We start from the raw sequence: 24,660 nt of genomic DNA, 5'->3' as shown, positions 1-24,660 counted from the left end.
TAAAAGTAAGAATGAGAAAGTTTTTAGTATTGGCAACTGTTGCCTTGGGATTTGTTTTTACAGCGTGTGATGATGAAGATAATTTGAATTCGTCTGTATTAATCGGAAATAAGTCGGGAAGTAATGTGATAGTGCAATTAGATACCTTGTATCTGGATGCCCGGGCTGAAAATCTGTCCGGAACGATGGAGTATTTATGGACAGTAGATGGGAAAGAAGTCTCAACCGCTTCAACATATAAGTTTTCACAACCTAAGACTGGAGAGTATGTTATAGGGTTGACTGTGTCGGATGGCAATGGAGAAACTCTTCAAACGAATATAACTGCCAAGGTAGAAGGTCGGTTTGGAAAAGGAACTTTTATTTTGAATGAAGGAAATATGAGTAATGAAACCGGAACTTTGACCTTTGTGGATTCAAAAGGAACAGCGATGGATAGTGCATACTATCGGGTAAATCAAACTTTACTCGGTAATGTCTGCCAGGATTTGTTCATTAGTGATAGTAAAATTTATGTACTTTCTCAAAATGGAGCAAAGAATGGTGGCGAGGGATTACTGACTATTGCTAATGCGGATAATTTAGAGAAAGAAAGAATTTATGATAATGCTACTTTGTCTTGGCCTACTAATTTAGCGGTAATAAAAGAGGCTCTTTATATTCGTGATAATAAAGGTGTCTATATGCTAAATACTTCTACAGATGCTTTGACTTTTGTCGAGGGTACTGGCGGAGCCTTGAAAAATCGTATGGCTGTGGTTGGAGAAAAAGTTTTTGTGATGGGTAGTAAGAAGCTTTTTGTTATTCAGAATGGAACAGTTATACATACTATTCCTTTTGAAAGTGCCTTGTCTGGTATCGCGAAGGCATATGATGAAAACTTATGGGTATCATGTACAAATCCGGCAAGTATTAATAAAGTTAATCCTCTTGATTATACGGTTGAGTCTCATGCTTTAGATGTTAGTATTGGCGCCGGTTGGGGTGTTGCTCCTGCTTTTTCTGCGAAAGATGATATTGTTTATTTCAGTAATGCAGGCTTTAATCTGTATCGACATATTTTCTCTCAAAATAAGACGGAAAAAGTTGCTAATATCAAAGATTATGTAGAAGATGCCGGAACATATTACAATAGCTTAGGTGTTGATCCGGTAAGTGGAGAGGTTTATTTTGCGACTTTAAAGGGATTTTCAGAGTACAAAATAAATGATATTGCCATATTTGATTTTACTAAAACACCAGCTTTACAGGCTGACATTAAAAATAAGAATAGTTTTCCGGCAGGAGTTTTCTTTACGGAGAATTTTAAGTGATAGATTTAACTCTATAATCTATCATTTTTATTGATGAGGACTTTCTCATTCAATCAAAAAATGTCCTTTTAAAAAGAGTCTGTTTTTTGATTGATGGGAAAGTCTTTTTGGGGATTATACTGTGACCTTATGTGATTGGAATGTAATTAGTTTTAATAAAATAAATAAAGTAGTATATTTTCGAGAAAACTCCTTAATTTTACCTCCACAATTTTGACTCAATTTAGAATATAGACTTATACTGCTATTGACATGAAAACTTGTAGACTATGTGGACTACTTTTGCTGTTACTTTGCATACATACTGTATTATATGCTCAACAAACAAGAACTGTCAAAGGCAGAGTGCAGACGTTGGAGTCTGGGAGTAATAAACGACAGCCTTTACCTTCGGCTAGTGTTATTGTTTTGCAAAAGAATGACTCTACTTTCATAAAAGGAATAACAAGCGATAAAAATGGTCGTTTTACTCTTAGTTACCAGCCGCAGAAGAAAAAACAGTATCTGTTGAAAGTCTCTTTTATGGGAATGCAATCCGTATATCATGTATTGGGGGATTCGGCATTAGTGAATGTTGGTACACTTACATTGAAGGATGATGATATTCAGATTGGGGAAGTGGTAGTGACCGGGAAATTGCAAGAAGTAGTAATGGAAGGAGATACTACCGTTATCAATGCTGCTGCTTATAAAACTCCTGATGGAGCTTATTTGGAGGATTTAGTGAAGCGTGTTCCGGGATTGGTGTATAATAAGAAAGATCAATCGCTGACATATAATGGGCAACCTATCAGTGAAATCAATGTGAATGGCGAAGCTTTTTTCTCCGGAGATAAAAAGACGGCACTCGAAAATTTGCCGGCAGATTTGATTAGTAAGTTGAAAGTGTACGATAAAAAATCAAAAGAAGAAGAATTTACCGGAATTAGTTCAGGAGAAAAGAAATATGTACTTGACTTGCAGACTAAGGATGAATTGAATAAAACCTGGCTGACGAATGCCACTGTGGGATATGGAAACAATCAAAAGAAGGATTTAGAAGGGCAGGTGAATTATTTTAGCAAAGACGGGGAAAATCTTTCTTTCATAGGACGTTCCACCAACCGATATCAGAATAGCACTTACAAGGATAATATTAATAATTCGGTGGGAATGAATATGACTCATAAATTCGGAAAGAAGTTTTCTTTGACCGGAAGCATGAACTATAATCTCAATCGGAACGGAAATATTTCTTCCATGTATCAGGAGCAATATTTAACTGCTGGTAACCAATATTCTGCGTCCACTAATGAAGGTAACTCTAAAAGCCGGTCGTTCAATTCTAATATCATGGGTAGTTGGGAAGTGGATAAACGTACACGCATACATTTTAACGGTGGTTTCAGCTTTTCTCCTAACCGGAATGAAAGTAATAGCCAGAATGCTTCTTTTGACGCTCCTCCTAACGTCAATCATGAAAGCTTGTTCGATGATTTTGAATCGATTTCCCAAGATATCAAAGTAAATCGTAGTGAAAACCGGTCGCGTTCGGAAGGGCAATCGAACCGTTATAATTGGATGATGGGGATTATGAGGCGGCTGAATGAAAAAGGTACAACTTTAGGATTGAACATTCAAAGTTCGGATTCTTGGGGGGATAATGAAAGTTTTTCGCTTTCAAAAACTACTTATTTCCGTCTCAAAGATAAGCAAGGCAACGATTCATTGCTTTATCGTAACCAGTATTTGAAGTCACCCCAGAAAAATAATTCGTGGCGGGTAGGGATTAACTTCACCCAACCTATCGGTAAGAAAATGCATTTTCGTGCAGCGTATAATTGGAACACTCATTATGAACGCGATAACCGCGACACTTATGAATTGTCTTCTTTGGCGAAGTCGGATGTTTTTGGTGAGTTGCCTCCTGACTATGAAAAGGGGTATGTAGATAGTTTGAGTAATCGAAGTCATAGTCGTACTAATGGACATGATCTGAATGTAGGCTTCAATTACTCTGATGACACATGGATGGTGAATGCATCATTAGGGATTACTCCGCAAAGGCGAACCATTGAACGAAAAATGGGGAAACTGTATGCGGATACCACTGTGCATACTATCGACTTTCAGCCTATGATATGGCTGGCCTGGAAAAAGAAAGAGGCACGAATAACTTTCAATTATGACGGTAGAACCCGGCAACCTTCTTTATCGGACTTAATGCCACTTACAGATAATAGTAATCCATTATATATTACTCGAGGGAATCCGGATTTGAAGCAAATGTTTGCTCATAGTATGCGTATAAGCTTTCAACATTCTAAAAAAGGCATATCTGCGAATCTTGGAGGACAGTTGGAACAGAATAGCGTTACACAGGTAATGATATATGATGCACAGACTGGCGGACGTGAGACATATCCTGTCAATATAAACGGTAACTGGAATGTGTATGGAAGTGCTAACTGGTGGAAACGTTTAGGACATTTCTCTTTACGGTTGGATATGAACGGTAATCATAGTAATAGTGTCAGCATGATTAATGAAGATAGAAGTCTTGAGCCGGTGAAAAGTACAACGCGTGACACTGGCTTGAATTGTGAAGCGAATGTTTCTTATCAGCCTGCCTGGGGAGGTATTGACTTCTCTACTTCCTGGAATTATCAGTATTCGCTCAACTCTGTGAATGATAACAATACATATACCCGTTATTATAATTTCCGTTTGGAAGGATATGTTGATCTTCCTTTGGGCATACAATTACGGACGGATGGGGCTTATACTTTCCGTAATGGTACGAATATCCGTAAAGGAGAAGATGATGAGATGTTATGGAATGCGAGTGCTACCTGGAGATTCTTGAAAAAGAAAGAAGCAGAACTGTCTGCTTATTGGGTAGACATTTTAGGAAAGAGGAAAAGTTATAACCGTATGGCAACTTCCGACGGCTTTTATGAGTATCGTACGCAGGAAATAAAAGGGTATTTCATCGTTACTTTCAAATATAACTTTCGTTTGATGATGTGATTTTTAGAAAAAAGTCGTATGTTTGCTACAGAACCATAAAACAAAATGTACTATGAGCGGTAATTATGTTATCAACATCGGTCGGCAACTAGGTAGCGGCGGAAAAGAAATAGGAGAGAAGTTGGCAGCCCGTTTGGGGATTGACTTCTACGATAAAGAATTGATTAATCTGGCTTCTGAAGAAAGCGGGTTGTGCAAAGAATTTTTTGAAAAAGCGGATGAGAAAGCTTCGCAAGGTATTATTGGCGGATTGTTCGGCATGCGTTTCCCTTTTATCAGTGAAGGAGCTATGCCATGTAATAACTGTTTGAGTAATGATGCCCTGTTTAAAGTGCAAAGTGATGTGATTCGTCATCTGGCGGCAGAAAAATCTTGCGTCTTTGTCGGACGCTGTGCGGACTATATTCTGCGTGAACATCCCCGTTGTGCGAATGTTTTTATTTCGGCCTCTAAGGAAGATCGTATTGCGCGATTATGCGCCATGCATCATATTGATGCGGAAGCTGCAGAAGAAATGATAGAAAAAGCGGATAAGAGACGTTCGGAGTATTATAATTATTATAGTTATAAAACGTGGGGAGCAGCTGCTACTTATCACTTGTGTGTCGATTCTTCTTCTTTGGGAGTTGAAGAGACAGTTCGGTTTATAGAAGAATTTGTAGTGAAGAAACTACAGCTTATATAATAGGCGTAGAAGAAGTCTATAAGAAAAAGAAATAAAGCCGGTATATTCCATTGAAGGATATGACCGGCTTTATTATTTATAAATAAAACATGATTTACATCATCGTTAATAATATCATCTGCCCCGTCAGAATACGGAGGAACATGGATAATGGGTAAACTGTAGAATACCCTACTGCCGGAGCATCTCCGGATGTTGTTTGATTGGCATAAGCCAATGCGGGCGGGTCGGTATTACTACCGGCTATCAATCCCATCAGGGTGAAGTAGTTTACCTTATAATATAATCTTGCGATAGCACCGATTATAAGCAACGGGATAACGGTGATAAGGAAACCACAACCTACGTATAGTAATCCGTCACCTTCAACTACCGTTTGCACAAAGTTGGCTCCGGCATCTATACCGACACTAGCAAGGAAGAGCACGATACCGATTTCGCGAAGCATCAGGTTAGCGCTCATGGTTGTATAAGTCACTAAATGGAGCTTATGACCGAAACGTCCGATAAGAATAGCTACTACCAGCGGTCCGCCTGCCAAACCTAATTTCAGAGGAGTCGGCATACCGGGGAATGCTATAGGAAGGCTACCCAGGAGAATTCCTAAGAAGATACCAACGAAAATAGTCACAATGTTCGGTGTGTCCAGACGTTTTAACTGATTACCCAAAACACCTGCCACACGTTCAACTGCATCTTGCTGACCTACCACCATTACACGGTCACCTACCTGAAGTACCAGATTTGGATCGGCAAACAAGTCCATACCGGAACGGTTGATGCGGGTAACGTTCACTCCGTACATACTACGAAAATGCATAGATCCTAAAGTCTTTCCGTTGATTTCCGGTTTAGTCACCAGAATACGGCGGGAAACCATGGGAAGGTCTTGTTTCTCCCAGTCGAGTTCCACTTCTTTACCGATAAATACGGTAATTGCAGGAGCATCTTCTTCTGAACAGACAATGAATAATTGATCCCCCATATTGAATATGGTTTCATGGTTGGGGATACTTACATGACCTTCATGACGAATACGGGAACAAACGAACTGGCGGCCTAAAAATTCCTTGATTTCAATCAAAGTTTTTCCGCTGATTGATTCATTGCGTACTTCCAGACTCATCATGTGAGGTTTGTGATGTGCATCTCCACTTTGGATTTTCAGACTTTCTTCCTCTTTAGCCATATTGACACGGAAGATGTAACGGATAGCAATGATTGAACCGATAATACCTACCACGCCCAGCGGATAAGCACACGCATATCCCAGTGCGATTTGTGGACCAGTGTAATTAAGCTGGTTCAATGCTTCATTGGCGGCACCAAGTCCCGGAGTGTTTGTGACAGCTCCATAGAGGATACCTACCATCATCGGCAGTTCTACTCGGCCGTTCCAGAGGTAGTAAAGCCCCAGTGCAACGGCAATATTTAACACTACGATGCCTACAGCCAACAGGTTCAATGTCATTCCTCCTTTTTTGAAAGAAGAGAAGAAAGATGGCCCCACCTGAAGACCGATACAGAATACGAACAAGATCAATCCGAATTCACGGATGAAATGTAGGATGTGTGTATCGGCTGTGAAGCCGAAATGTCCCATTAGGATGCCGGCAAACAAAACAAATGTGACGCCCAAAGATACTCCGAATATCTTTATCTTGCCCAAATACACTCCGGCTGCCACTACAAATGCGTAGAGAAGCACGATGTGAGCTACGGAGCTGGGGTCCCACAATAAACTTTGTAACCAATCCATAATATAGCAGTTTTTATAATGTTTTTCTAAAAACGGGTGCAAAATTACTCATAACATTGGAGCAAATCAAATAAATGGAGAACTAAAAAAATAAAGAATGAAGAATTTCTATACAGATTCTATGCGAGAGTGAGAGGTGTGCGAATTTTCTATAAAAAGAAGTTTTGTTTTAACTTATTGGTTATATTTGCATGTCGAACAACAGACAATAAGAAAGAGATAGATAAAAATAAAGACAATATTAATCTTGTTTTAATTTTAGATAAACTATGGCAGACAAAAAAGAAAAACTCTTCTCAGACTTTTCTCCTGTCTCCACCGAACAATGGATGGAGAAGGTTACAGCCGACTTGAAAGGTGCTGATTTTGAGAAGAAGCTCGTTTGGAAAACAAACGAAGGGTTTAAAGTGAAACCTTTCTACCGGATGGAAGATCTGGAGGGTTTAAAAACTACTGATGCGCTTCCCGGAGAGTTCCCTTATCTGAGAGGAACTAAAAAAGACAACAATGAGTGGTTGGTTCGCCAGGAAATCAGGGTAGAATGCCCCAAAGAGGCCAATGCAAAAGCACTGGACATCTTAAATAAGGGTGTTGATTCACTATCTTTCCATGTAAAAGCAAAAGAACTCAATGCGGAATATATCGAGACGCTGTTGAATGATATTCAGGCAGAGTGCGTTGAATTAAATTTCTCAACTTGCCAGGGGCATGTTGTGGAGTTGGCTAATTTGCTGGTGGCTTATTTTCAGAAGAAAGACTATGATGTGAAGAAGCTGAAAGGCTCTATCAATTATGATTTCTTCAATAAGATGCTGACTCGCGGTAAGGAAAAAGGGGATATGGTACAGACAGCGAAAGCGTTGATCGAAGCTATCCAGCCGCTTCCTTTTTATCGTGTATTGAATGTAAATGCAATCTCATTAAACAATGCCGGAGCTTATATCTCTCAAGAGTTGGGTTATGCATTGGCTTGGGGTAATGAATACATGAATCAGTTGACTGATGCCGGTATTCCCGCTGCCGTAGTAGCTAAAAAGATAAAATTCAACTTCGGTATCAGCTCCAATTACTTCCTTGAAATTGCGAAGTTCCGTGCCGCACGTCTATTGTGGGCAAATATCGTAGCTTCTTATAAACCTGAATGTCTGCGTGATTGCGATAATAAGGGAGCTAACGGCGAATGTCGTTGTGCAGCAAAAATGGCGGTTCATGCCGAAACTTCTACTTTTAATCTTACTTTGTTTGACGCACACGTGAATTTACTTCGTACACAGACTGAAGCAATGAGTGCCGCTTTGGGTGGGGTAGATTCAATGACAGTCGTTCCGTTTGATAAGACTTATGGGACTCCGGATGAGTTATCAGAACGTCTGGCTCGCAATCAACAACTATTGCTGAAAGAAGAATCTCATTTCGATAAAGTAATTGATCCGGCTGCCGGTTCTTATTATATTGAGAACCTGACTGTATCCATTGCTAAACAAGCGTGGGAAATCTTCCTTGCTACAGAAGAAGCAGGTGGTTTCTATGCCGCATTAAAAGCTGGTACGGTTCAGGCTGCAGTAAACGAAAGCAATAAAGCTCGTCATAAAGCAGTGGCACAGCGTCGTGAAATTCTGTTGGGTACTAACCAATTCCCGAATTTCAACGAAAAAGCCGGTGACAAGAAACCTGTGGAAGGAAAATGCTGCTGTGGAGGTGACTCTCATACTTGTGAGAAAGATGTGGATACATTGGTATTCGATCGTGCAGCCAGTGAGTTTGAAGCGTTACGTCTTGAAACGGAAGCATCGGGCAAACGTCCGAAAGCGTTCATGTTGACAATTGGTAATCTGGCGATGCGTCAGGCACGTGCGCAATATTCTTGCAACTTCCTGGCTTGTGCCGGTTATGAAGTAATCGATAATCTTGGATTTGAAACAGTAGAGGCAGGAGTAGAGGCAGCGATGGCTGCGAAAGCTGATATTGTTGTCATCTGTTCCAGCGATGATGAATATGCTGAATATGCAGTTCCTGCTTTCAAGGCCTTGAATGGTCGCGCTATGTTTATCGTTGCCGGTGCTCCGGCTTGTATGGATGACTTGAAAGCCGCAGGTATCGAAAACTTCATCCATGTTCGTGTCAACGTATTGGATACCTTGAAAGAGTTTAACGCTAAACTATTGAAGTAAGATGAGAAAAGATTTTAAAAACATCGATATATATGCCGCATTTCAGCCTGCTAATGGTGCTGAATGGCAAAAGGCTAACGGTATCTCCGCTGACTGGAAAACACCGGAACACATTGAAGTGAAGCCTGTTTATACAAAAGAAGACCTCGAAGGAATGGAACATCTCGGCTATGCTGCCGGACTTCCTCCTTATTTGCGTGGTCCGTATTCAGTAATGTACACCCTTCGTCCCTGGACCATCCGTCAGTATGCCGGATTCTCTACTGCCGAAGAATCCAATGCTTTCTATCGCCGTAATCTGGCTTCCGGTCAGAAAGGTTTGTCAGTAGCATTTGACTTGGCTACTCACCGCGGTTATGACCCCGACCACGAACGTGTAGTGGGTGACGTAGGTAAAGCAGGTGTATCTATCTGTTCATTGGAAAACATGAAGGTTTTGTTCGATGGTATTCCTTTGAATAAGATGTCTGTATCCATGACGATGAATGGTGCTGTACTTCCGATTATGGCATTCTATATCAATGCCGGTTTGGAACAAGGTGCTAAACTCGAAGAAATGGCAGGTACTATCCAGAACGATATTTTGAAAGAATTCATGGTGCGTAATACCTATATTTATCCGCCTGCATTCTCTATGAAGATTATTTCTGATATCTTCGAATACACTTCACAGAAGATGCCGAAGTTCAACTCTATTTCTATCTCCGGTTATCACATGCAGGAAGCAGGTGCTACCGCAGATATTGAGTTGGCTTATACATTGGCTGACGGTTTGGAATATCTCCGTGCCGGAACAGCAGCAGGTATTGATATTGATGCATTTGCTCCGCGTCTTTCTTTCTTCTGGGCAATCGGAACCAATCACTTCATGGAAATTGCCAAGATGCGTGCCGCACGTATGCTGTGGGCGAAGATTGTGAAACAGTTTAATCCGAAGAACCCGAAATCACTGGCCTTGCGTACTCACTCACAGACTTCCGGATGGTCATTGACGGAGCAAGATCCGTTCAACAATGTAGGACGTACCTGTATTGAGGCTATGGCTGCAGCTTTGGGACATACCCAATCTTTGCATACCAATGCATTGGATGAGGCTATTGCTCTTCCGACAGATTTCTCTGCACGTATCGCACGTAACACACAGATTTATATTCAGGAAGAAACTTACATCTGCAAGAACGTTGACCCATGGGGCGGCTCTTACTATGTAGAATCTCTGACGAACGAACTGGCACACAAGGCTTGGGAACATATTCAGGAAATTGAAAAACTGGGTGGTATGGCGAAAGCTATCGAAACAGGTATTCCTAAAATGCGTATCGAAGAAGCGGCTGCACGTACACAGGCTCGTATCGACAGCGGTCAGCAGACCATTGTGGGTGTGAACAAGTATCGTTTGGAAAAAGAAGCTCCGATTGATATCCTTGAAATTGATAATACGGCAGTTCGTCTTGAACAGATTGAAAACCTGAAACGTTTGAAAGAAGGACGTAATCAGGCTGAAGTGGACAAGGCATTAGCAGCTATCACTGAATGTGTGAAGACCGGCAAGGGTAACTTGCTTGAACTGGCAGTTGAAGCAGCTCGTGTTCGTGCTACTTTGGGCGAAATTTCTTATGCGTGCGAACAGGTTGTAGGACGTTATAAAGCAATAATTAGAACTATATCAGGCGTGTATTCATCAGAAAGTAAAAACGATAGCGACTTCAAGCGTGCTTGTGAACTGGCAGAGAAGTTTGCGAAAAAAGAGGGACGTCAACCTCGTATCATGGTTGCAAAGATGGGACAGGACGGTCATGACCGTGGTGCCAAGGTAGTAGCAACGGGTTATGCGGACTGTGGTTTCGACGTGGATATGGGACCGTTGTTCCAGACTCCGGCAGAAGCTGCTCGTGAAGCGGTAGAAAACGATGTTCATGTAGTAGGTGTTTCTTCACTGGCTGCCGGTCATAAGACATTGGTTCCGCAGATTATTGAAGAACTGAAGAAACTGGGACGTGAAGACATTGTGGTGATTGCCGGTGGTGTTATTCCTGCACAGGATTATGACTTCCTGTATAAGGCAGGTGTAGCTGCTATCTTTGGTCCGGGTACTCCGGTGGCGAAGGCTGCTTGTCAGATTTTGGAAATTCTGATGGATGAAGAATAACTTCTGAGATTCTTTAGAATCTTATAATATTCCCACCTTTTAGACTTGTTTTGGTTTAAAAGGTGGGATGTTTTTTTTGTTTGCATCCATTGCCTGAAATTAATTTTGCCTATATTTGCCCCGGGTTTCATAGTAAAAGACTCGACAGATGAACGAAACGATAGCAGAATTGGATATCCGTTTTGAGCAGTTTTATGCCGCTAACTTCCCTCGTGTGAAGAACTTTGCGAAGTTGTTGACCAAGTCGGAGGAGGATGCGGAAGACATTGCCCAGAATATATTTCTTAAGTTATGGACACGTCCTGAACTTTGGCAAGATCAGGAAACCATGACTGGTTATCTCTATACTGTGACTCGGAATGAAATATTCAACCTGTTCAAGCATCAGAAGGTAGAGCAGGAATATGAAGACAAAGTTTTGAAAGCCCAGTTGTTGGGTGAACTTTGTGACGAAGATTCCTCCCTGTTAGAAAATCTATACTATAAAGAAGTATTAATGCTTATTAGGATGACACTCAGTCAGTTGCCTGATCGCCGTAGACGGGTTTTTGAGATGAGCCGTTTTGAAGGACTTTCTCATAAAGAAATAGCAGATAAACTGCAAATCCCCTTGCGTACCGTAGAAGATCACATCTATAAAACATTGACGGAACTCCGCAAAGTGTTAATGTTTGTTATTCTATTCCGTCTTTTCCCGTAGTTGTCCTTGCTGAGTAGTGATATTTACGTAAGCGTTTCTAAACAGAACAATAAATATCACCTTATGAAGAATTATATTCGCGATGTAATCGACCGTTATATCAATCACGACTATCCGAAAGAAGTCGATCAGGATTTCCGTACATGGCTGACCGACGAAGAACGTGCCGATGAAAAAGATCATGAACTCAATCAACTTTGGGAAGCTACCGAATCGGCAACGACTTCCGGCTACCGTCATTCTTTGGAACGGATGCGTGAACTGACAGGCATCGGAACGAGGCGCAGGATACATTCTTTACGTACTCATCTGGTAGTGTGGCGCGTAGCGGCAGCTTTGTTGATTGCATTTTCTTCCGTTTCTATCTATCTGGCTTTGCAGAACCGGCAGGCACCAGATTTGTTGCAAGCATATATTCCTACCGCCGAGATGCGGAACATCACTTTGCCGGATGGTACGCAGGTATTGATTAATTCCCAAAGCACTTTACTTTATCCACAGCAATTTAAGGGTGATACCCGTTGTGTGTATCTTGTGGGAGAAGCCGGCTTCAAGGTGAAACGTGACGAAGAGCATCCTTTTATCGTGAAGTCCTCGGACTTTCAGGTGACGGCACTCGGAACGGAATTCAACGTGACAGCCTACCCCGACGAAGAGGAAGTGACAGCTACCCTGATTTCCGGAAAAGTGTTGGTAGAGTACAATAATCAGCAGGGGCAGGAGATCTTGAAGCCGAACGAGCAACTGGCTTATAACAAACGTACCCGCTCCGGAAACGTACTTCATCCTGATATGCAGGATGTCACTGCTTGGCAACGTGGCGAAATCGTTTTCCGCAGTATGACATTGGAAGAAATCTTCACCCGTCTCGAACGCAAATACCCTTACACCTTTGTTTATAGTTTCCGTAGTCTGAAAGAAGACCGGTTCAATCTTACTTTCGGGCAAAATGCTTCTATGGAAGAAGTGATGGATATTATCGCTCGTGTGACGGGAAATCTGGACTATAAAATAGTGGGAGACAAGTGCTATATTTCAGGCACCGGGGAAGGGCGTCTCCGGCACCGATGAAGATAGGCTCCGGTACCGGGGAAGACATGCTTCGGCACCGGGGAACAAAATAGAACTTGTAAACACTGAATATTAACCTTAAAATACATTGAGCCTATGCGGAAAAAATATCCGGGAGAAGCTGCAACCTTCCCCCGGATGTGAAATCGAAATTCTTACTATTAGCGTTAACCAGACGCTACTAAATTCGAGAATCTAACTTTATCTGTATAAACTAATACTAAGAAGATGCAGCAAATTTATGAATTTATAGCCAATAAGCAGGCAATCAGTCGAGTATTTATGCTTTTTTTGTGCTGTCTGCTCCTTTCTACCCCTACTTTTGCTCAAAGTAGTAATGCCCGGATTACGATCCATAAGAAAAACATATCGGTCATCGAGGCATTGAAAGAAGTGGAAAAACAAACGAAACTGTCCGTTGGTTACAACGAGTCGCAGTTGAAAAACAAACCCTCCATCGATTTGGCGTTGGAAAAAGCCACGTTGGAGAACTCTCTCACGGAAATCCTAAAAGGTACAGGATATACGTATCAGCTCAAAGGAAAATATGTCATCATCGTTCCACAAGAACAGAAAGCAACCGAAACTGCTTCCACCAAACGTATCACCGGACGCGTACTGGATGATAGCGGAGAACCGTTGATTGGTGTCAATGTACGTGTGGAAGGTACAAGCATTGGAACTATCACAAACATAGACGGTAACTTTTCGCTCGAAGCTCCTGCAGGAAGTGTGTTGAGTATCAGTTATGTAGGTTACACTCCACAGACGGTAAAAGTAACCGGACAGAATACATATAGCGTGCAACTGGCTTCGGATACAAAACTGTTGAGTGAAGTCGTTGTAACAGCACTTGGCATCAAACGCGAGCAGAAAGCATTGAGCTACAACGTACAGCAAGTAAAGTCCGACGAACTGACCCAAATTAAGGATGCTAATTTTGTAAACAGCCTGAATGGTAAAGTTGCGGGTGTTACTATCAATACGAGCTCTTCCGGTGTCGGTGGGGCAAGTAGAGTGGTGATGCGTGGAACAAAGTCTATTGAACAGAGTAGTAACGCTTTGTACGTGATTGACGGTATTCCGATGTATAATTTCGGTGGTGGAGGAGATACGGAATTTGGTTCAAAGGGAGCTACCGAGGCCATTGCTGATATTAATCCGGAAGATATAGAAAGCATTTCCGTACTGACTGGAGCGGCAGCTGCCGCCCTTTATGGTAGTAATGCGGCAAACGGTGCGATTGTGATTACTACAAAAAAAGGACAGGTAGGTAAGCTGCAAGTAGGTGTATCAAGTGGCATCGAATGGTTGAATGCTTTTAAGATGCCCGAGTTCCAGGGCCGTTATGGTACAGGTAGTAATGGTAAAGCGGGAAATTCCAATATTTATAGCTGGGGACCGAAGTTGAACTCGGCTGCTCAAACAGGATATGAACCCGATGATTTCTTTGATACGGGTGCGGTATATACAAATTCCGTTACGTTGTCTACCGGAACGGATAAAAATCAGACTTTCTTTTCTGCAGCTGCCGTCAACTCGGCAGGGATGGTTCCCAACAATAGGTATAACAGATATAATTTCACTTTCCGCAATACGACCAGTTTTTTGAATGACAAGATGAAACTGGATGTAAGTGCAAGCTATATTCTTCAGAACGACCGTAATATGACCAATCAGGGGCAGTACTCCAATCCGTTGGTTTCTGCTTATCTTTTCCCTCGTGGGGATGATTTCTCTATAGTGAAGAATTTCGAGCGTTGGGATGAAGCCCGGAAAATTAGCGTACAGTTTTGGCCGCAGGGCGAAGGTGACCTTCGTATGCAGAATCCTTATTGGATTGCTTACCGTAATCTCCGTCTCAACAATAAGAAACGCTATATGGCTTCAGCAGGTTTGAGTTACCAGATTCTTGACTGGCTGAATGTGGCAGGGCGTGTTCGCATCGACAATACTCATAGCGAATATGAAGGCAAGCTTTATGCAAGCAGTAGCAACACGCTGACTGACGGTAGTTCACAAGGCCATTATACAGTAAATAACGGACAATATTCGCAGACTTATGCCGATGTGTTGGTGAATATTAATAAACGTATTCAGGATTTTACGATTGTAGCCAATATCGGTGCCAGTTATAGTGGAGTGACTAGTAAGGAATTGGGCTATGCGGGGCCTATACGAGAAACTGGTATTCCTAATCTGTTCAATGTTTACGACCTTGACAACGCAAAAAAACGTGCTACGCAGGTGGGTTGGCGCGAAGCGACCGAATCTATTTTTGCCAGTGCCGAAGTAGGGTGGAAAAGTATGCTTTATCTCACCGTTACAGGACGTAACGACTGGGCTTCGCAGCTGACACATTCTCCGCAGGCTTCATTCTTCTATCCTTCCGTAGGGCTTTCGGCTGTCATCATTGAAATGTTGAAACTGCCTGATTGGGTGGATTATCTTAAAGTACGTGGATCGTTCAGTTCCGTAGGTAATCCTTATCCTCGTTTTCTTACCTATCCTACTTACTCGTATGATGCCAATAAGCAGGACTGGAAATCGCAGACGAATTATCCCATTGGTAAACTATACCCCGAGCGTACTGACTCATGGGAAGTAGGTCTGGATGCAACCCTGTTTAAAGATTTCAAATTGAGCGGATCTTTCTATTACGCCAATACTTATAATCAGACATTTGATCCTCGGCTTCCTGTTTCGTCAGGATATGACAAATTGTATGTACAGACCGGATATGTACGCAACTATGGTTTCGAGGCTATGTTGTCTTATGGGCATCGTTGGGGAGATTTCGGCTGGGACAGCAGCTTTACTTTCTCGGCCAACAAGAATGAAATCGTCGAACTAGTGAAGGATTATGTTCACCCGGAAACGGGCAAAACTTACAACGTCGATAAACTGGAACTCAAAACCGATGAAGGTCGCGGATTCGGAAAGGCGAAATTTATCCTGAAGGAAGGTGGTACGCTGGGCGATCTTTATACCCATGCCGATTTGAAGCGTGATATTAACGGTAATATCCTGATTGACGATAGCGGCAATGTGACAGCCATCGACAATGCCGGTGACATAAAGTTGGGAAGCGTACTTCCTAAGGCAAATTTAGCCTGGAATAATAGCTTCTCTTATAAAGGTATCAATGCCGGTTTCTTGTTGACAGCCCGTTTGGGCGGAATCGTTTATTCGGCAACACAGGCTTATCTTGATCTTTATGGAGTATCTGAAACATCTGCTGCCGCGCGTGATGCCGGAGGAGTATGGATAAATGGCCGTAGCCACGTGAATCCGCAAAGCTTCTATGAAGTGGTAGCATCGCAGAGCGGATTGCCTACCTACTATACTTATAGTGCTACCAACCTGCGTCTGCAGGAGGCACATATCGGTTACACCGTTCCGCGCCGCTGGCTGGGCAATGTTTGTGATATCAATGTATCCCTTGTGGGCAGAAATCTCTGGATGATCTACTGTAAAGCTCCTTTCGATCCTGAAGCAGTAGCTACTACGAACAACTATTATCAGGGAATCGACTACTTCATGATGCCGAGTACCCGGAATATAGGATTTAACATAAAGATTAACTTCTAAATACTATGATGGACATGAAACGAATATATAACATTCTTCTGATAATGATCCTTTCATTATTTCTGCTTCCGTTGGGCGGTTGTTTCGACAGCGACATCAACCGGAGTATGTACGAAGCGGACGGAGAAGAAATGCAGCGTGAGAATCATATTGTAGGTGCTACGCTCAAAGGAATGCAGGGATTGGTGATTCCTACACGTGAACACCTTTACCAGTTTATGGATGCTATGGCAGGAGGAGCATACGGTGGTTATTTGGAAGGAATTGTAGACACTTGGGTGATGAAATTCTCTACTTTCAATCCCGAACAGGGATGGCTCAAATCCCCGTTTGCCGATCCGATTAAAGACATGTACCCGCAGTACCGTGATATGATGAACAAGACGGATGACCTTGTGGCATTAGCTTTCGGTAAAATTCTCCGGGTGTGTATCATGCATCGTGTGACGGACATTTACGGTCCGATTCCTTATTCGAAGATGATGGATAATGATAATTCGGGTGAAGACCTAGCTGTCCCTTACGATTCGCAGGAGCAGGTATATACACAGATGCTGAAAGAACTGGAAGAAGCGGATAAAGTGTTGGAGGAAAACAAAGACCTGTCGTCCGAGGCTTTCCGCAAACTGGAAGACTTGTATTACGGTAACATTTCCAAATGGCGTAAGTTTGTACATTCCATGCAACTTCGCATTGCCATGCGTATGAGCTATGTCAATCCTACCGAGGCGCAACGTATTGCGCAGAAGGCTGTGGAAGCGGGAGTGATTGAATCGAATGAGGATAACGCCATGCTTCATGTGGCGGAGAACCGTTCGGAGTTGCTGTTTAATAACTGGAATGACTACCGTATCAGTGCCGATTTAGTTTCTATTATGAAAGGTTATGAAGATCCGCGTTTGGATAAGATGTTTGTCAAAGGTGTGCAGACAGTCGATCAGGATGGCGAGAAAGTCGATGTATACGATTATTACGGTGTACGTATCGGCATATTTACCCAGAAGAAAGACGACATGATTAACCTTTACTCAAAGCAGGTGATTTCCAGCACCGACCCTTATCTTTGGATGAATGCGGCGGAGGTGACTTTCCTTCGTGCCGAGGGCGCGTTGCGTGGTTGGAATATGGGAGGCGATGCACAGGCATTGTATGAAAAGGCTATTGCCCTTTCATTCGAAGAGCGTGGCGGAGCCACCGGAGCGGACCAATATGTGAAGGATGCGACGAAAAAGCCTATAGACTATGTGAACCCGATGGACGGGGCTGATATTAAGTATAGCCATCCGGCGGTAAGTACCATTACGATTGCCTGGGAACCTGGAGCGGAGTATTTCGAACGGAACCTGGAGCGTATCATTACTCAAAAATGGATTGCAATATTCCCGCTGGGGCTGGAAGCATGGGCGGAACATCGTCGTACGGGCTATCCGAAATTGTTGCCTGCCGTGGAGAATAAAGACCCCAATAATAGTGTGAATGTAACAATCGGTCCCCGTCGTTTGCCTTTCCCGGCCGATGAATATACAGGGAATCCGAAATACATTGATCAAGCTGTAGAAATGCTGAATGGTCCCGATGCCGCAGGAACTAAACTTTGGTGGGATAAGAAAGACCATTCCATTGAGAATAGTCAATCCTCAAACTAGAACGAACCTTTAAATCAATGAGATTATGAAATATAAATCAATCTTTAAGTTATGCCTACTGACTACTTTCTTGTCGGTTGCCACCATCAGTTGCGACGACTGGACGGAAATGGAAATACACGATAGTCAGGTGAATGGGTTTAAGGAACAGAATCCGCAGGAGTATGCAGCGTACACACAGAATCTTCGTGCATATAAAGCAACGAAACATGCTGTTGTTTATGCCCGGTTGGATAATGCTCCGGAAGTATCTACCGGTGAGAAGGACTTTCTCCGTGCGTTGCCAGATAGTATTGATATAGTGACGATGCGTAATGCCGACCGTCTGTCCGAATATGACCGGGAAGATATGAAGTTGGTGCGTGAGGATTATGGGACGAAAGTGCTTTACTATATAGATTGTACGGCTAAAGATAAACTGAATACCTCTATAACCTCTGCTGTTGAGGCAGTGCGTGCAGGGACATTTGACGGGATTGCCCTCGGTTCGGAAGGCTCTGCGGTAGACGTCTCGGCGTTAAAGCCGCTGCTGGATGCTTTGGGACAGACACCGTGTCTGTTAGTTTTTGAGGGTACTCCTTCCTTGTTGCCGGAAGCGCAGCGCAGCCTTTTCAACTATTTCGTACTCGATATTTCCGGTGCATCCGATGAATATGATATAGAAACCTCCGTATTTTATGCCACCGGATATGGCAAGGCCGCTCCGGATCGCCTGCTGTTGGCTGTCACTCCTGACGGTACATTGACCGACTATAACGGAGTGACGCGCAATGCCATCGCTGGAGCTGCTTATAGTGCTCTCAATATGGAAACGCTATTGGGAGGTATTGCTATTTACAATATCTCTGCCGATTACTACGATACTGATATTATTTATAAACAGACCCGTGGAGGTATTCAATTCCTGAATCCTGCTTCGGCTCACTAAACGATGTAAACTATGAGAATACATAAACTTTATCAGTGCTTTGCAGCCGCAGTTTTGTTATTTCTGCCGGTTGCCTGTGATAATACGGATTACAGCGAAAAGTCACCGTTTGACAATTCGGCGTATCTGAATATAGCTGCTAGTAAGAATACAGAAACTTTCACTTTTAATCGGAAGGTGACAAGCCAGACGAAGACTTTTGCGGTGAAATTGTCTTATCCGGCAGGGGATGATGTGAAGGTCAGCTTGAAGGTAGACGCTTCGTTGACTAGTGAATATAATGCAAAGAACGACACGCATTATGAGATATTGCCTGCTGAACACTATCAATTGTCAAAAGATAGGGTTGTAGTTCCGGCAGGGAAAACTACTTCCGAAGAGGTTAGCATAAAATTCTTGAAACTTGATGAATTGGAAATTGATGCCACTTATCTTTGTCCGCTTTCTATTGGAGGAGCCGAAGGGGTAGGTGTTATGGATGGTTCACGTACGATGTATTATTTGGTGCGTCGTTCTAGTGCCATCACAACAGCGATGAATTTGAAAAATGTCTATGTCACCGTTCCGGGATTTGATAAGGGAAGTCCGACAGCGGATGTTGTAAATAATTTGAGTTCTGTGACAATGGAGGCTATTATAAGAGTGAACAGTTTCCAGCAAGAAATATCCTCCATCATGGGGATAGAACAATATTTTTTGATGCGCATCGGTGACTCAAACTTCCCGAATCAACAGTTGCAGGTACAAAGTACATTCGGTAAATTCCCTGAATCCAGTAAACAAAAACTGTTGCTGCCAGGTGAGTGGTATCACGTTGCTTTGACATGGGATTTGGCTAATACCACTATTGCTTTCTATGTGAATGGACAGTTGCAAAGCATTAGCAACGTTCATGGGAAAAGCGATTTGACTACAATTAGTTTAGGTGACAAAGCACCCGATGATGAATTTGGTAATGGAGGTGATTTTAATTTCTATTTCGGTCGTTCTTATGGTGAATCGCATGATATAAGTCGTCAGTTTGATGGTGAAATATGTGAAGCTCGCATTTGGAATGTAGCTCGTACTCAAGAACAGATTTGGGAGAATATGAATGATATTCCCGACCCGACTGAAGAACCAGCTTTGTGTGCCTATTGGAAGTTTGATGAGGGAACAGGGATGGAAGTCGAAGATCGTACAGGACATGGGAACAATGCGAAAGTAGTCCCTTATTGGAAAGCAAGCGACCATGTGGAGGCTTACAGTAAAACGGATGCCGAACTGTGGCCTAGCGGAATCGAAGTTCCGAAGATTAACAATGAACAATAACCTAAAAAAGGAGGTAAGTGATGAAAAAGATAATACAATATATGTGTGTTGCAATGGGGGCGCTGTTTATGCTCTTGGCCTGTCAGGACGATGCTGCGATCATCAATCCTGATGTAACGCACGGACGTTCGACTGAAGGTGTGGAAACAGTCAATAGTAAGGGGGCTTTGAATAGTACGTTTTGTCCGGAGAGTAAAATTGTATTGCTCAGTATTGGAGATCCAACTTTGGAAGGACGTGATGAAACTGATTTAGGAAGGAAAGATGAACTTTGCCTTATTCTTCCAAAGCCACTTGAAAAGGATATTACTTTGAAGATTGCTATGGAGGATGCTTATGCAAATAATGAGACAATGAAAGATGGAGGGAGTTATACAAGCTTTGTAGTAGAGACATTCCGTAAAGAGTATAAAATAAAGACTCTAGGTTCTGATTTTAATATTCCAGGGAATAACGGATTAGGAAATACCTTATTGATAAACGGAGGCAAAGAAGCTATTGTGACTATACGGGCGGGAGAGCGGAAATCAGAGAATGTAGAATTGCTTTTTAAAAGAGAATATTTAAACAGCAATTATACTTATCTTTTTCCAATTCAGGCTGTTGATGCGGGGACCGGGGAGCTGATTGATCAGATATACTACGTCATTAATCCTGTTGAAGAGAAAAAGGAGATGGGAGAAAAGCAGAGTACAGTAATAGCTTACATAGACACAGAAGTCATGAATCCTTTGATTGCAGGTCAGTTTTCGCTTAGTATCGATTCTTATGATTATAGTGAAGGATTTGAAGAAACGAACATTTATAAAGGTCCTTTATTAGATATCTTGAATGTCCGCACAGCTTTTTTGAAAGAGGTGCAAGGGCGTGCGGTATTGACCTATACGACTGATATGGAATATGTACTGAAAAAACATATCCGCTATCTACGTCCTATGCAAGAGAATGGGTTGAAAGTCTGTCTTGCCATCATGGGTGGCGGAACCGGATTGGGATTCGCAAATTTGACAGATGCGCAAATCAGTGACTTTACAGCACAGGTTCAAACCGCTGTCAGTCTTTACGATTTAGATGGTATTAACCTTTGGGACAAAGGAGCAGGTTACGGTAAAGAGGGAATGGCGCCCATCAATGACACTTCATATGCTAAATTGATAAAAGCATTGAAAAATGCGATGCCGGATAAATTGCTTACGTTGGTTGATACCCGTGAAACTACCGAAGCACTTTGTGATGAGCAAGCGGGCATCAGTGTAGGTAACTATCTGGATTACGCTTGGAGTTCGTTAGAGGACTTTTTAGCGCCTTACGAAACAGATGCTACCATACGTCCTTTAGCTGGAATTTCGGAAAAGAAATATGGGACTATATTTCTCAGGGATATAGCCGCTATGTCTCAAGAGGAACAGATGAATTTGATGGAAAATACCATAATAGGCGAATATATGAACATGATGCGGTTTACTCCACTTAGTGGAACAGATGTGGTGGTGGGAGCAGATATCCCTTATATGGATTATGGAAAAGAGGGAGTATGGAATGATCCTTGGGCGACATGGATTTCATGTAAATTCCCTGCACCGGAGGATTTTTCGAGTTCCACAATGGCGCAGATAGAAGTACCATACTCGGTAAGAGATTATTATATGTTTCAGAAAGATTGGTAGTTCTATTGACTAGCGGATGCTAATCTTTCTCTATGAATGAATTATTAAATAATAAATTGAATAATTTATTGAAAATCTGGTTGGTTGACAACACCGTGACCGTTGAAAACACTACGAACCGCCATTGTCACTTTTTACGTCGGTGCGAAACCCGAAGCAGGAGGCGGCTCCGACACTGGTAGTAGTGAAGGCGGAAGAGGAGAAGTGCCCGACCCTACGGCATAAATAGAGTTCCGAATGAGGTTGTGTTGAAACATTTCTTTTGATATAGCTTTATTTTATGTAGAGAGGCTGCATAGCTCTATGCACAATGTGTGCATAGAGTTGTGCAGCTTTTGTGTATAGAGTTATACATGATGCTTGCTAAAAAGTGTGGTATCATTGAAACTAATTTGATATTAAATGTTTATCTTTGTTTTCCGATGTATTGAAGAAGATGCAATCTATATCTAAAGAAAGAATGACGGATATACTTCGTTTCGTCTTTTTTATTAGTACTTTTGTCTCTACCGAAAGAAAAGATTGAAGATTATGGCAAGAATAACGATTCCATATGCAGTGGCTGACTTCGCAGACCTTCGCGAACGTGGCTTTTATTATGTCGATAAGACAAATTACATTCCGGGGCTTGAAGATTATAATGCTCCTGTTTTTCTCCGTCCCCGCCGCTTCGGGAAAAGTCTGCTCATTTCAATGTTGGCTTCTTATTACGACCGTACAAAGGCACCCCGCTTTGAGGAACTTTTTGGCGGTACGTGGGTGGGTACACATCCAACACAAGAACATAATCAGTATTTGGTGATTCGTTATGACTTTTCTAAAATGGTGATGGCGAATGATATGCAAGGATTGGCGCGGAACTTTGACGCTTTGAATTGTAGCCCTGTAGAAATAATGGTAGAGCATAATCGTGATTTGTTTGGTGATTTCCAGTTCACCAATCGAGGGAATGCAGCCCAGATGCTTGAAGAAGCTCTTGCCTATATCCGTCTGTACGGACTTCCTAAAGCCTATATCCTTATTGATGAATATGACAACTTCACCAATCAACTGCTTACTTCTTATAATGACCCTCTTTATGAAGAAGTGACTACCAACGACAGTTTTTTGCGTACATTTTTTAAGGTTATCAAAGCTGGTATCGGTGAAGGTAGCATCCGTACCTGTTTCTGCACGGGTGTATTGCCTGTCACCATGGACGATTTGACTAGCGGTTATAACATTGCGGAAATCCTCACACTCAAACCCGGTTTTTTGAATATGCTTGGATTTACATATACTGAAACGGAAAAATATTTGCGTTATGTACTTCGCAAATACTCCGGTAGCGAAGAACAGTTTGAAGAAATCTGGCAACTTATTGTGAGTAACTACGACGGTTATCGTTTCAGTCCCAGTGGTGAGCGCCTTTTTAATTCCACCATTCTGACCTATTTCTTTAAAAATTATGCGGAGACTGCTAGTATTCCGCCCGAACTGATCGATGAGAACCTGCGTACGGACATCAATTGGATTCGCCGCTTAACTCTTTCGCTTACTAATGCCAAAGAGATGCTCGATGCCTTGGTGATAGACGATGAACTGTCTTACAACGTCAGCGATTTATCCAGTAAGTTCAACAAGAAGAAGTTCTTTGAGAAAGAATTCTATCCCGTCAGCTTGTTCTACTTAGGTATGACTACCCTGAAGAGTGCATACCGCATGGTGCTCCCCAACATGACCATGCGCAGCATCTACATGGATTATTACAACCAATTGAACAAGATCGAAGGTAACGCCAGTCGTTACGTCCCGGTTTATGAACTTTATGATTCCAACCGTAGTTTTGAACCCCTTGTGCAGAACTATTTCGAGCAATATCTGGGACAATTCCCCGCACAGGTTTTCGATAAGATCAACGAGAACTTTATCCGTTGTTCTTTCTACGAGCTTGTCTCCCGCTATTTGAGCCATTGTTACACTTTTGCCATCGAACAAAATAACTCCGTCGGTCGTTCGGATTTTGAAATGATCGGCATCCCCGGCACGGATTATTACACGGACGACCGCGTGGTGGAATTCAAATACTATCGTTCCAAAGATGCCGACCGCATGCTTGCGCTCACCGAACCGCTGGCAGAACACGTAGAGCAAGTGAAAGGTTATGCCGCAGATACAAAAAGGAAATTCCCCAATTACCATGTTCGTTCGTACATTGTGTATATCTGTGCCAACAAAGGGTGGAAGTGTTGGGAGGTTTAATATGAATCATTTTTCTCCAACAGCTGAATTCCTGTTTCGAGGCGGGAAATTGCAGTTTCCACCGTAGGAAACGAGCGTTTCTAAGGCAGGACACTACAGTTTCTACGTAAGGATACTGTCGTTTCCCCCTAGAGACACCACAATTTCTCCGTAGAGACACTCCAATTATTCCCATAGCTTTGTACAAAGGAATCAAGGCTTTTTCTTTGATTATATAACGCGTTGCAGATAAAGTATCTGCAACGCATCTGCCGCAGGTATCTGCAACGCTCCAACTGTTTATCAACTAGCATGTTACACGCGTTTTGTTGCAGGTGGCAGATGTTTTTATATTTTTCAACTTTATAGTAGGCAAAAAAACTCCCCATACAAAGTTACCAATCTTCTTTGAAAATAGATATTCAAGAGAAGGGAAACCG

The 24,660-nt window shown here is 42.4% G+C and carries 15 protein-coding genes; 14 read left to right on the top strand and 1 reads right to left on the bottom strand.

Going from position 1 to position 24,660, the window contains the following annotated elements; genetic code table 11:
- Window positions 1-11: 11 nt before the first annotated feature.
- The 3 genes from HMPREF0106_RS23355 (at window position 12) to HMPREF0106_RS23365 (ending at window position 5,007) form a co-directional block, all read left to right on the top strand.
- Window positions 12-1,313: a DUF5074 domain-containing protein gene (locus HMPREF0106_RS23355; RefSeq protein WP_004313554.1), complete on the top strand. Its 1,302-nt coding sequence runs from the start codon at window positions 12-14 to the stop codon at window positions 1,311-1,313.
- 252 nt (window positions 1,314-1,565) lie between these two features.
- Window positions 1,566-4,322, top strand: coding sequence for an outer membrane beta-barrel protein (locus HMPREF0106_RS23360; protein ID WP_032850945.1), 2,757 nt, complete (start codon window positions 1,566-1,568; stop codon window positions 4,320-4,322).
- A 52-nt stretch (window positions 4,323-4,374) separates the two neighbouring features.
- Window positions 4,375-5,007 carry an AAA family ATPase gene (locus HMPREF0106_RS23365; RefSeq protein ID WP_004313556.1) on the top strand — a complete coding sequence of 211 codons (633 nt, stop codon included), beginning with the start codon at window positions 4,375-4,377 and terminating at the stop codon, window positions 5,005-5,007.
- A 94-nt stretch (window positions 5,008-5,101) separates the two neighbouring features.
- On the opposite strand, the gene HMPREF0106_RS23370 is transcribed toward HMPREF0106_RS23365, so the two are convergent.
- Window positions 5,102-6,766, bottom strand: a complete 1,665-nt coding sequence (locus tag HMPREF0106_RS23370) for a putative transporter (RefSeq protein WP_008641106.1) — start codon at window positions 6,764-6,766, stop codon at window positions 5,102-5,104.
- A 269-nt stretch (window positions 6,767-7,035) separates the two neighbouring features.
- On the opposite strand from HMPREF0106_RS23370, the gene mutA reads away from it, so the two are divergent.
- The 11 genes from mutA (at window position 7,036) to HMPREF0106_RS23420 (ending at window position 24,241) form a co-directional block, all read left to right on the top strand.
- Window positions 7,036-8,937 (top strand): methylmalonyl-CoA mutase small subunit, encoded by a 1,902-nt coding sequence (mutA, locus tag HMPREF0106_RS23375; RefSeq protein WP_008641109.1) that lies wholly within the window; start codon window positions 7,036-7,038, stop codon window positions 8,935-8,937.
- A 1-nt stretch (window position 8,938) separates the two neighbouring features.
- On the top strand, window positions 8,939-11,086 hold the full coding sequence (scpA, locus tag HMPREF0106_RS23380; protein WP_008641116.1) for a methylmalonyl-CoA mutase: 2,148 nt from the start codon (window positions 8,939-8,941) through the stop codon (window positions 11,084-11,086).
- Between the two features lie 148 nt (window positions 11,087-11,234).
- On the top strand, window positions 11,235-11,786 hold the full coding sequence (locus HMPREF0106_RS23385; RefSeq protein ID WP_004313560.1) for an RNA polymerase sigma-70 factor: 552 nt from the start codon (window positions 11,235-11,237) through the stop codon (window positions 11,784-11,786).
- A gap of 63 nt (window positions 11,787-11,849) precedes the next feature.
- On the top strand, window positions 11,850-12,857 hold the full coding sequence (locus tag HMPREF0106_RS23390; protein WP_004313561.1) for a FecR family protein: 1,008 nt from the start codon (window positions 11,850-11,852) through the stop codon (window positions 12,855-12,857).
- Window positions 12,858-13,085: 228 nt separating this feature from the next.
- Window positions 13,086-16,448, top strand: a complete 3,363-nt coding sequence (locus tag HMPREF0106_RS23395) for a TonB-dependent receptor (protein WP_009038772.1) — start codon at window positions 13,086-13,088, stop codon at window positions 16,446-16,448.
- A gap of 5 nt (window positions 16,449-16,453) precedes the next feature.
- A complete protein-coding gene (locus HMPREF0106_RS23400) occupies window positions 16,454-18,094 on the top strand; it encodes a SusD/RagB family nutrient-binding outer membrane lipoprotein (RefSeq protein ID WP_009038771.1) in 1,641 nt (546 codons plus the stop codon).
- Between the two features lie 25 nt (window positions 18,095-18,119).
- The gene (locus HMPREF0106_RS23405; RefSeq protein ID WP_009038770.1) at window positions 18,120-19,022 is read left to right on the top strand and encodes a glycoside hydrolase family 18; all 903 of its coding nucleotides are present in this window, start codon (window positions 18,120-18,122) and stop codon (window positions 19,020-19,022) included.
- 12 nt (window positions 19,023-19,034) lie between these two features.
- Complete coding sequence (locus HMPREF0106_RS23410; RefSeq protein WP_009038769.1) at window positions 19,035-20,333, top strand: DUF1735 and LamG domain-containing protein; 1,299 nt, start codon at window positions 19,035-19,037, stop codon at window positions 20,331-20,333.
- A gap of 20 nt (window positions 20,334-20,353) precedes the next feature.
- The gene (locus HMPREF0106_RS23415) at window positions 20,354-22,000 is read left to right on the top strand and encodes a mannosyl-glycoprotein endo-beta-N-acetylglucosamidase (RefSeq protein WP_009038768.1); all 1,647 of its coding nucleotides are present in this window, start codon (window positions 20,354-20,356) and stop codon (window positions 21,998-22,000) included.
- 102 nt (window positions 22,001-22,102) lie between these two features.
- Complete coding sequence (locus HMPREF0106_RS28090) at window positions 22,103-22,225, top strand: hypothetical protein (protein ID WP_255344210.1); 123 nt, start codon at window positions 22,103-22,105, stop codon at window positions 22,223-22,225.
- Window positions 22,226-22,531: 306 nt separating this feature from the next.
- Window positions 22,532-24,241 (top strand): ATP-binding protein, encoded by a 1,710-nt coding sequence (locus tag HMPREF0106_RS23420; RefSeq protein WP_009038767.1) that lies wholly within the window; start codon window positions 22,532-22,534, stop codon window positions 24,239-24,241.
- Window positions 24,242-24,660: the final 419 nt, after the last annotated feature.

The organism is Bacteroides sp. D22 (assembly GCF_000163675.1).
GTDB classification, from domain to species: Bacteria; Bacteroidota; Bacteroidia; order Bacteroidales; family Bacteroidaceae; genus Bacteroides; species Bacteroides xylanisolvens.
This window is presented reverse-complemented; position numbering and strand designations above follow the sequence as displayed.

Bases quoted from the DNA above. Each gene is read 5' to 3' on its own strand.
- HMPREF0106_RS23355 (WP_004313554.1), top strand. From the start codon at position 12: ATGAGAAAGTTTTTAGTATTGGCAACTGTTGCCTTGGGATTTGTTTTT.
- HMPREF0106_RS23360 (WP_032850945.1), top strand. From the start codon at position 1,566: ATGAAAACTTGTAGACTATGTGGACTACTTTTGCTGTTACTTTGCATA.
- HMPREF0106_RS23365 (WP_004313556.1), top strand. From the start codon at position 4,375: ATGAGCGGTAATTATGTTATCAACATCGGTCGGCAACTAGGTAGCGGC.
- HMPREF0106_RS23370 (WP_008641106.1), bottom strand. From the start codon at position 6,766: ATGGATTGGTTACAAAGTTTATTGTGGGACCCCAGCTCCGTAGCTCAC.
- mutA (WP_008641109.1), top strand. From the start codon at position 7,036: ATGGCAGACAAAAAAGAAAAACTCTTCTCAGACTTTTCTCCTGTCTCC.
- scpA (WP_008641116.1), top strand. From the start codon at position 8,939: ATGAGAAAAGATTTTAAAAACATCGATATATATGCCGCATTTCAGCCT.
- HMPREF0106_RS23385 (WP_004313560.1), top strand. From the start codon at position 11,235: ATGAACGAAACGATAGCAGAATTGGATATCCGTTTTGAGCAGTTTTAT.
- HMPREF0106_RS23390 (WP_004313561.1), top strand. From the start codon at position 11,850: ATGAAGAATTATATTCGCGATGTAATCGACCGTTATATCAATCACGAC.
- HMPREF0106_RS23395 (WP_009038772.1), top strand. From the start codon at position 13,086: ATGCAGCAAATTTATGAATTTATAGCCAATAAGCAGGCAATCAGTCGA.
- HMPREF0106_RS23400 (WP_009038771.1), top strand. From the start codon at position 16,454: ATGATGGACATGAAACGAATATATAACATTCTTCTGATAATGATCCTT.
- HMPREF0106_RS23405 (WP_009038770.1), top strand. From the start codon at position 18,120: ATGAAATATAAATCAATCTTTAAGTTATGCCTACTGACTACTTTCTTG.
- HMPREF0106_RS23410 (WP_009038769.1), top strand. From the start codon at position 19,035: ATGAGAATACATAAACTTTATCAGTGCTTTGCAGCCGCAGTTTTGTTA.
- HMPREF0106_RS23415 (WP_009038768.1), top strand. From the start codon at position 20,354: ATGAAAAAGATAATACAATATATGTGTGTTGCAATGGGGGCGCTGTTT.
- HMPREF0106_RS23420 (WP_009038767.1), top strand. From the start codon at position 22,532: ATGGCAAGAATAACGATTCCATATGCAGTGGCTGACTTCGCAGACCTT.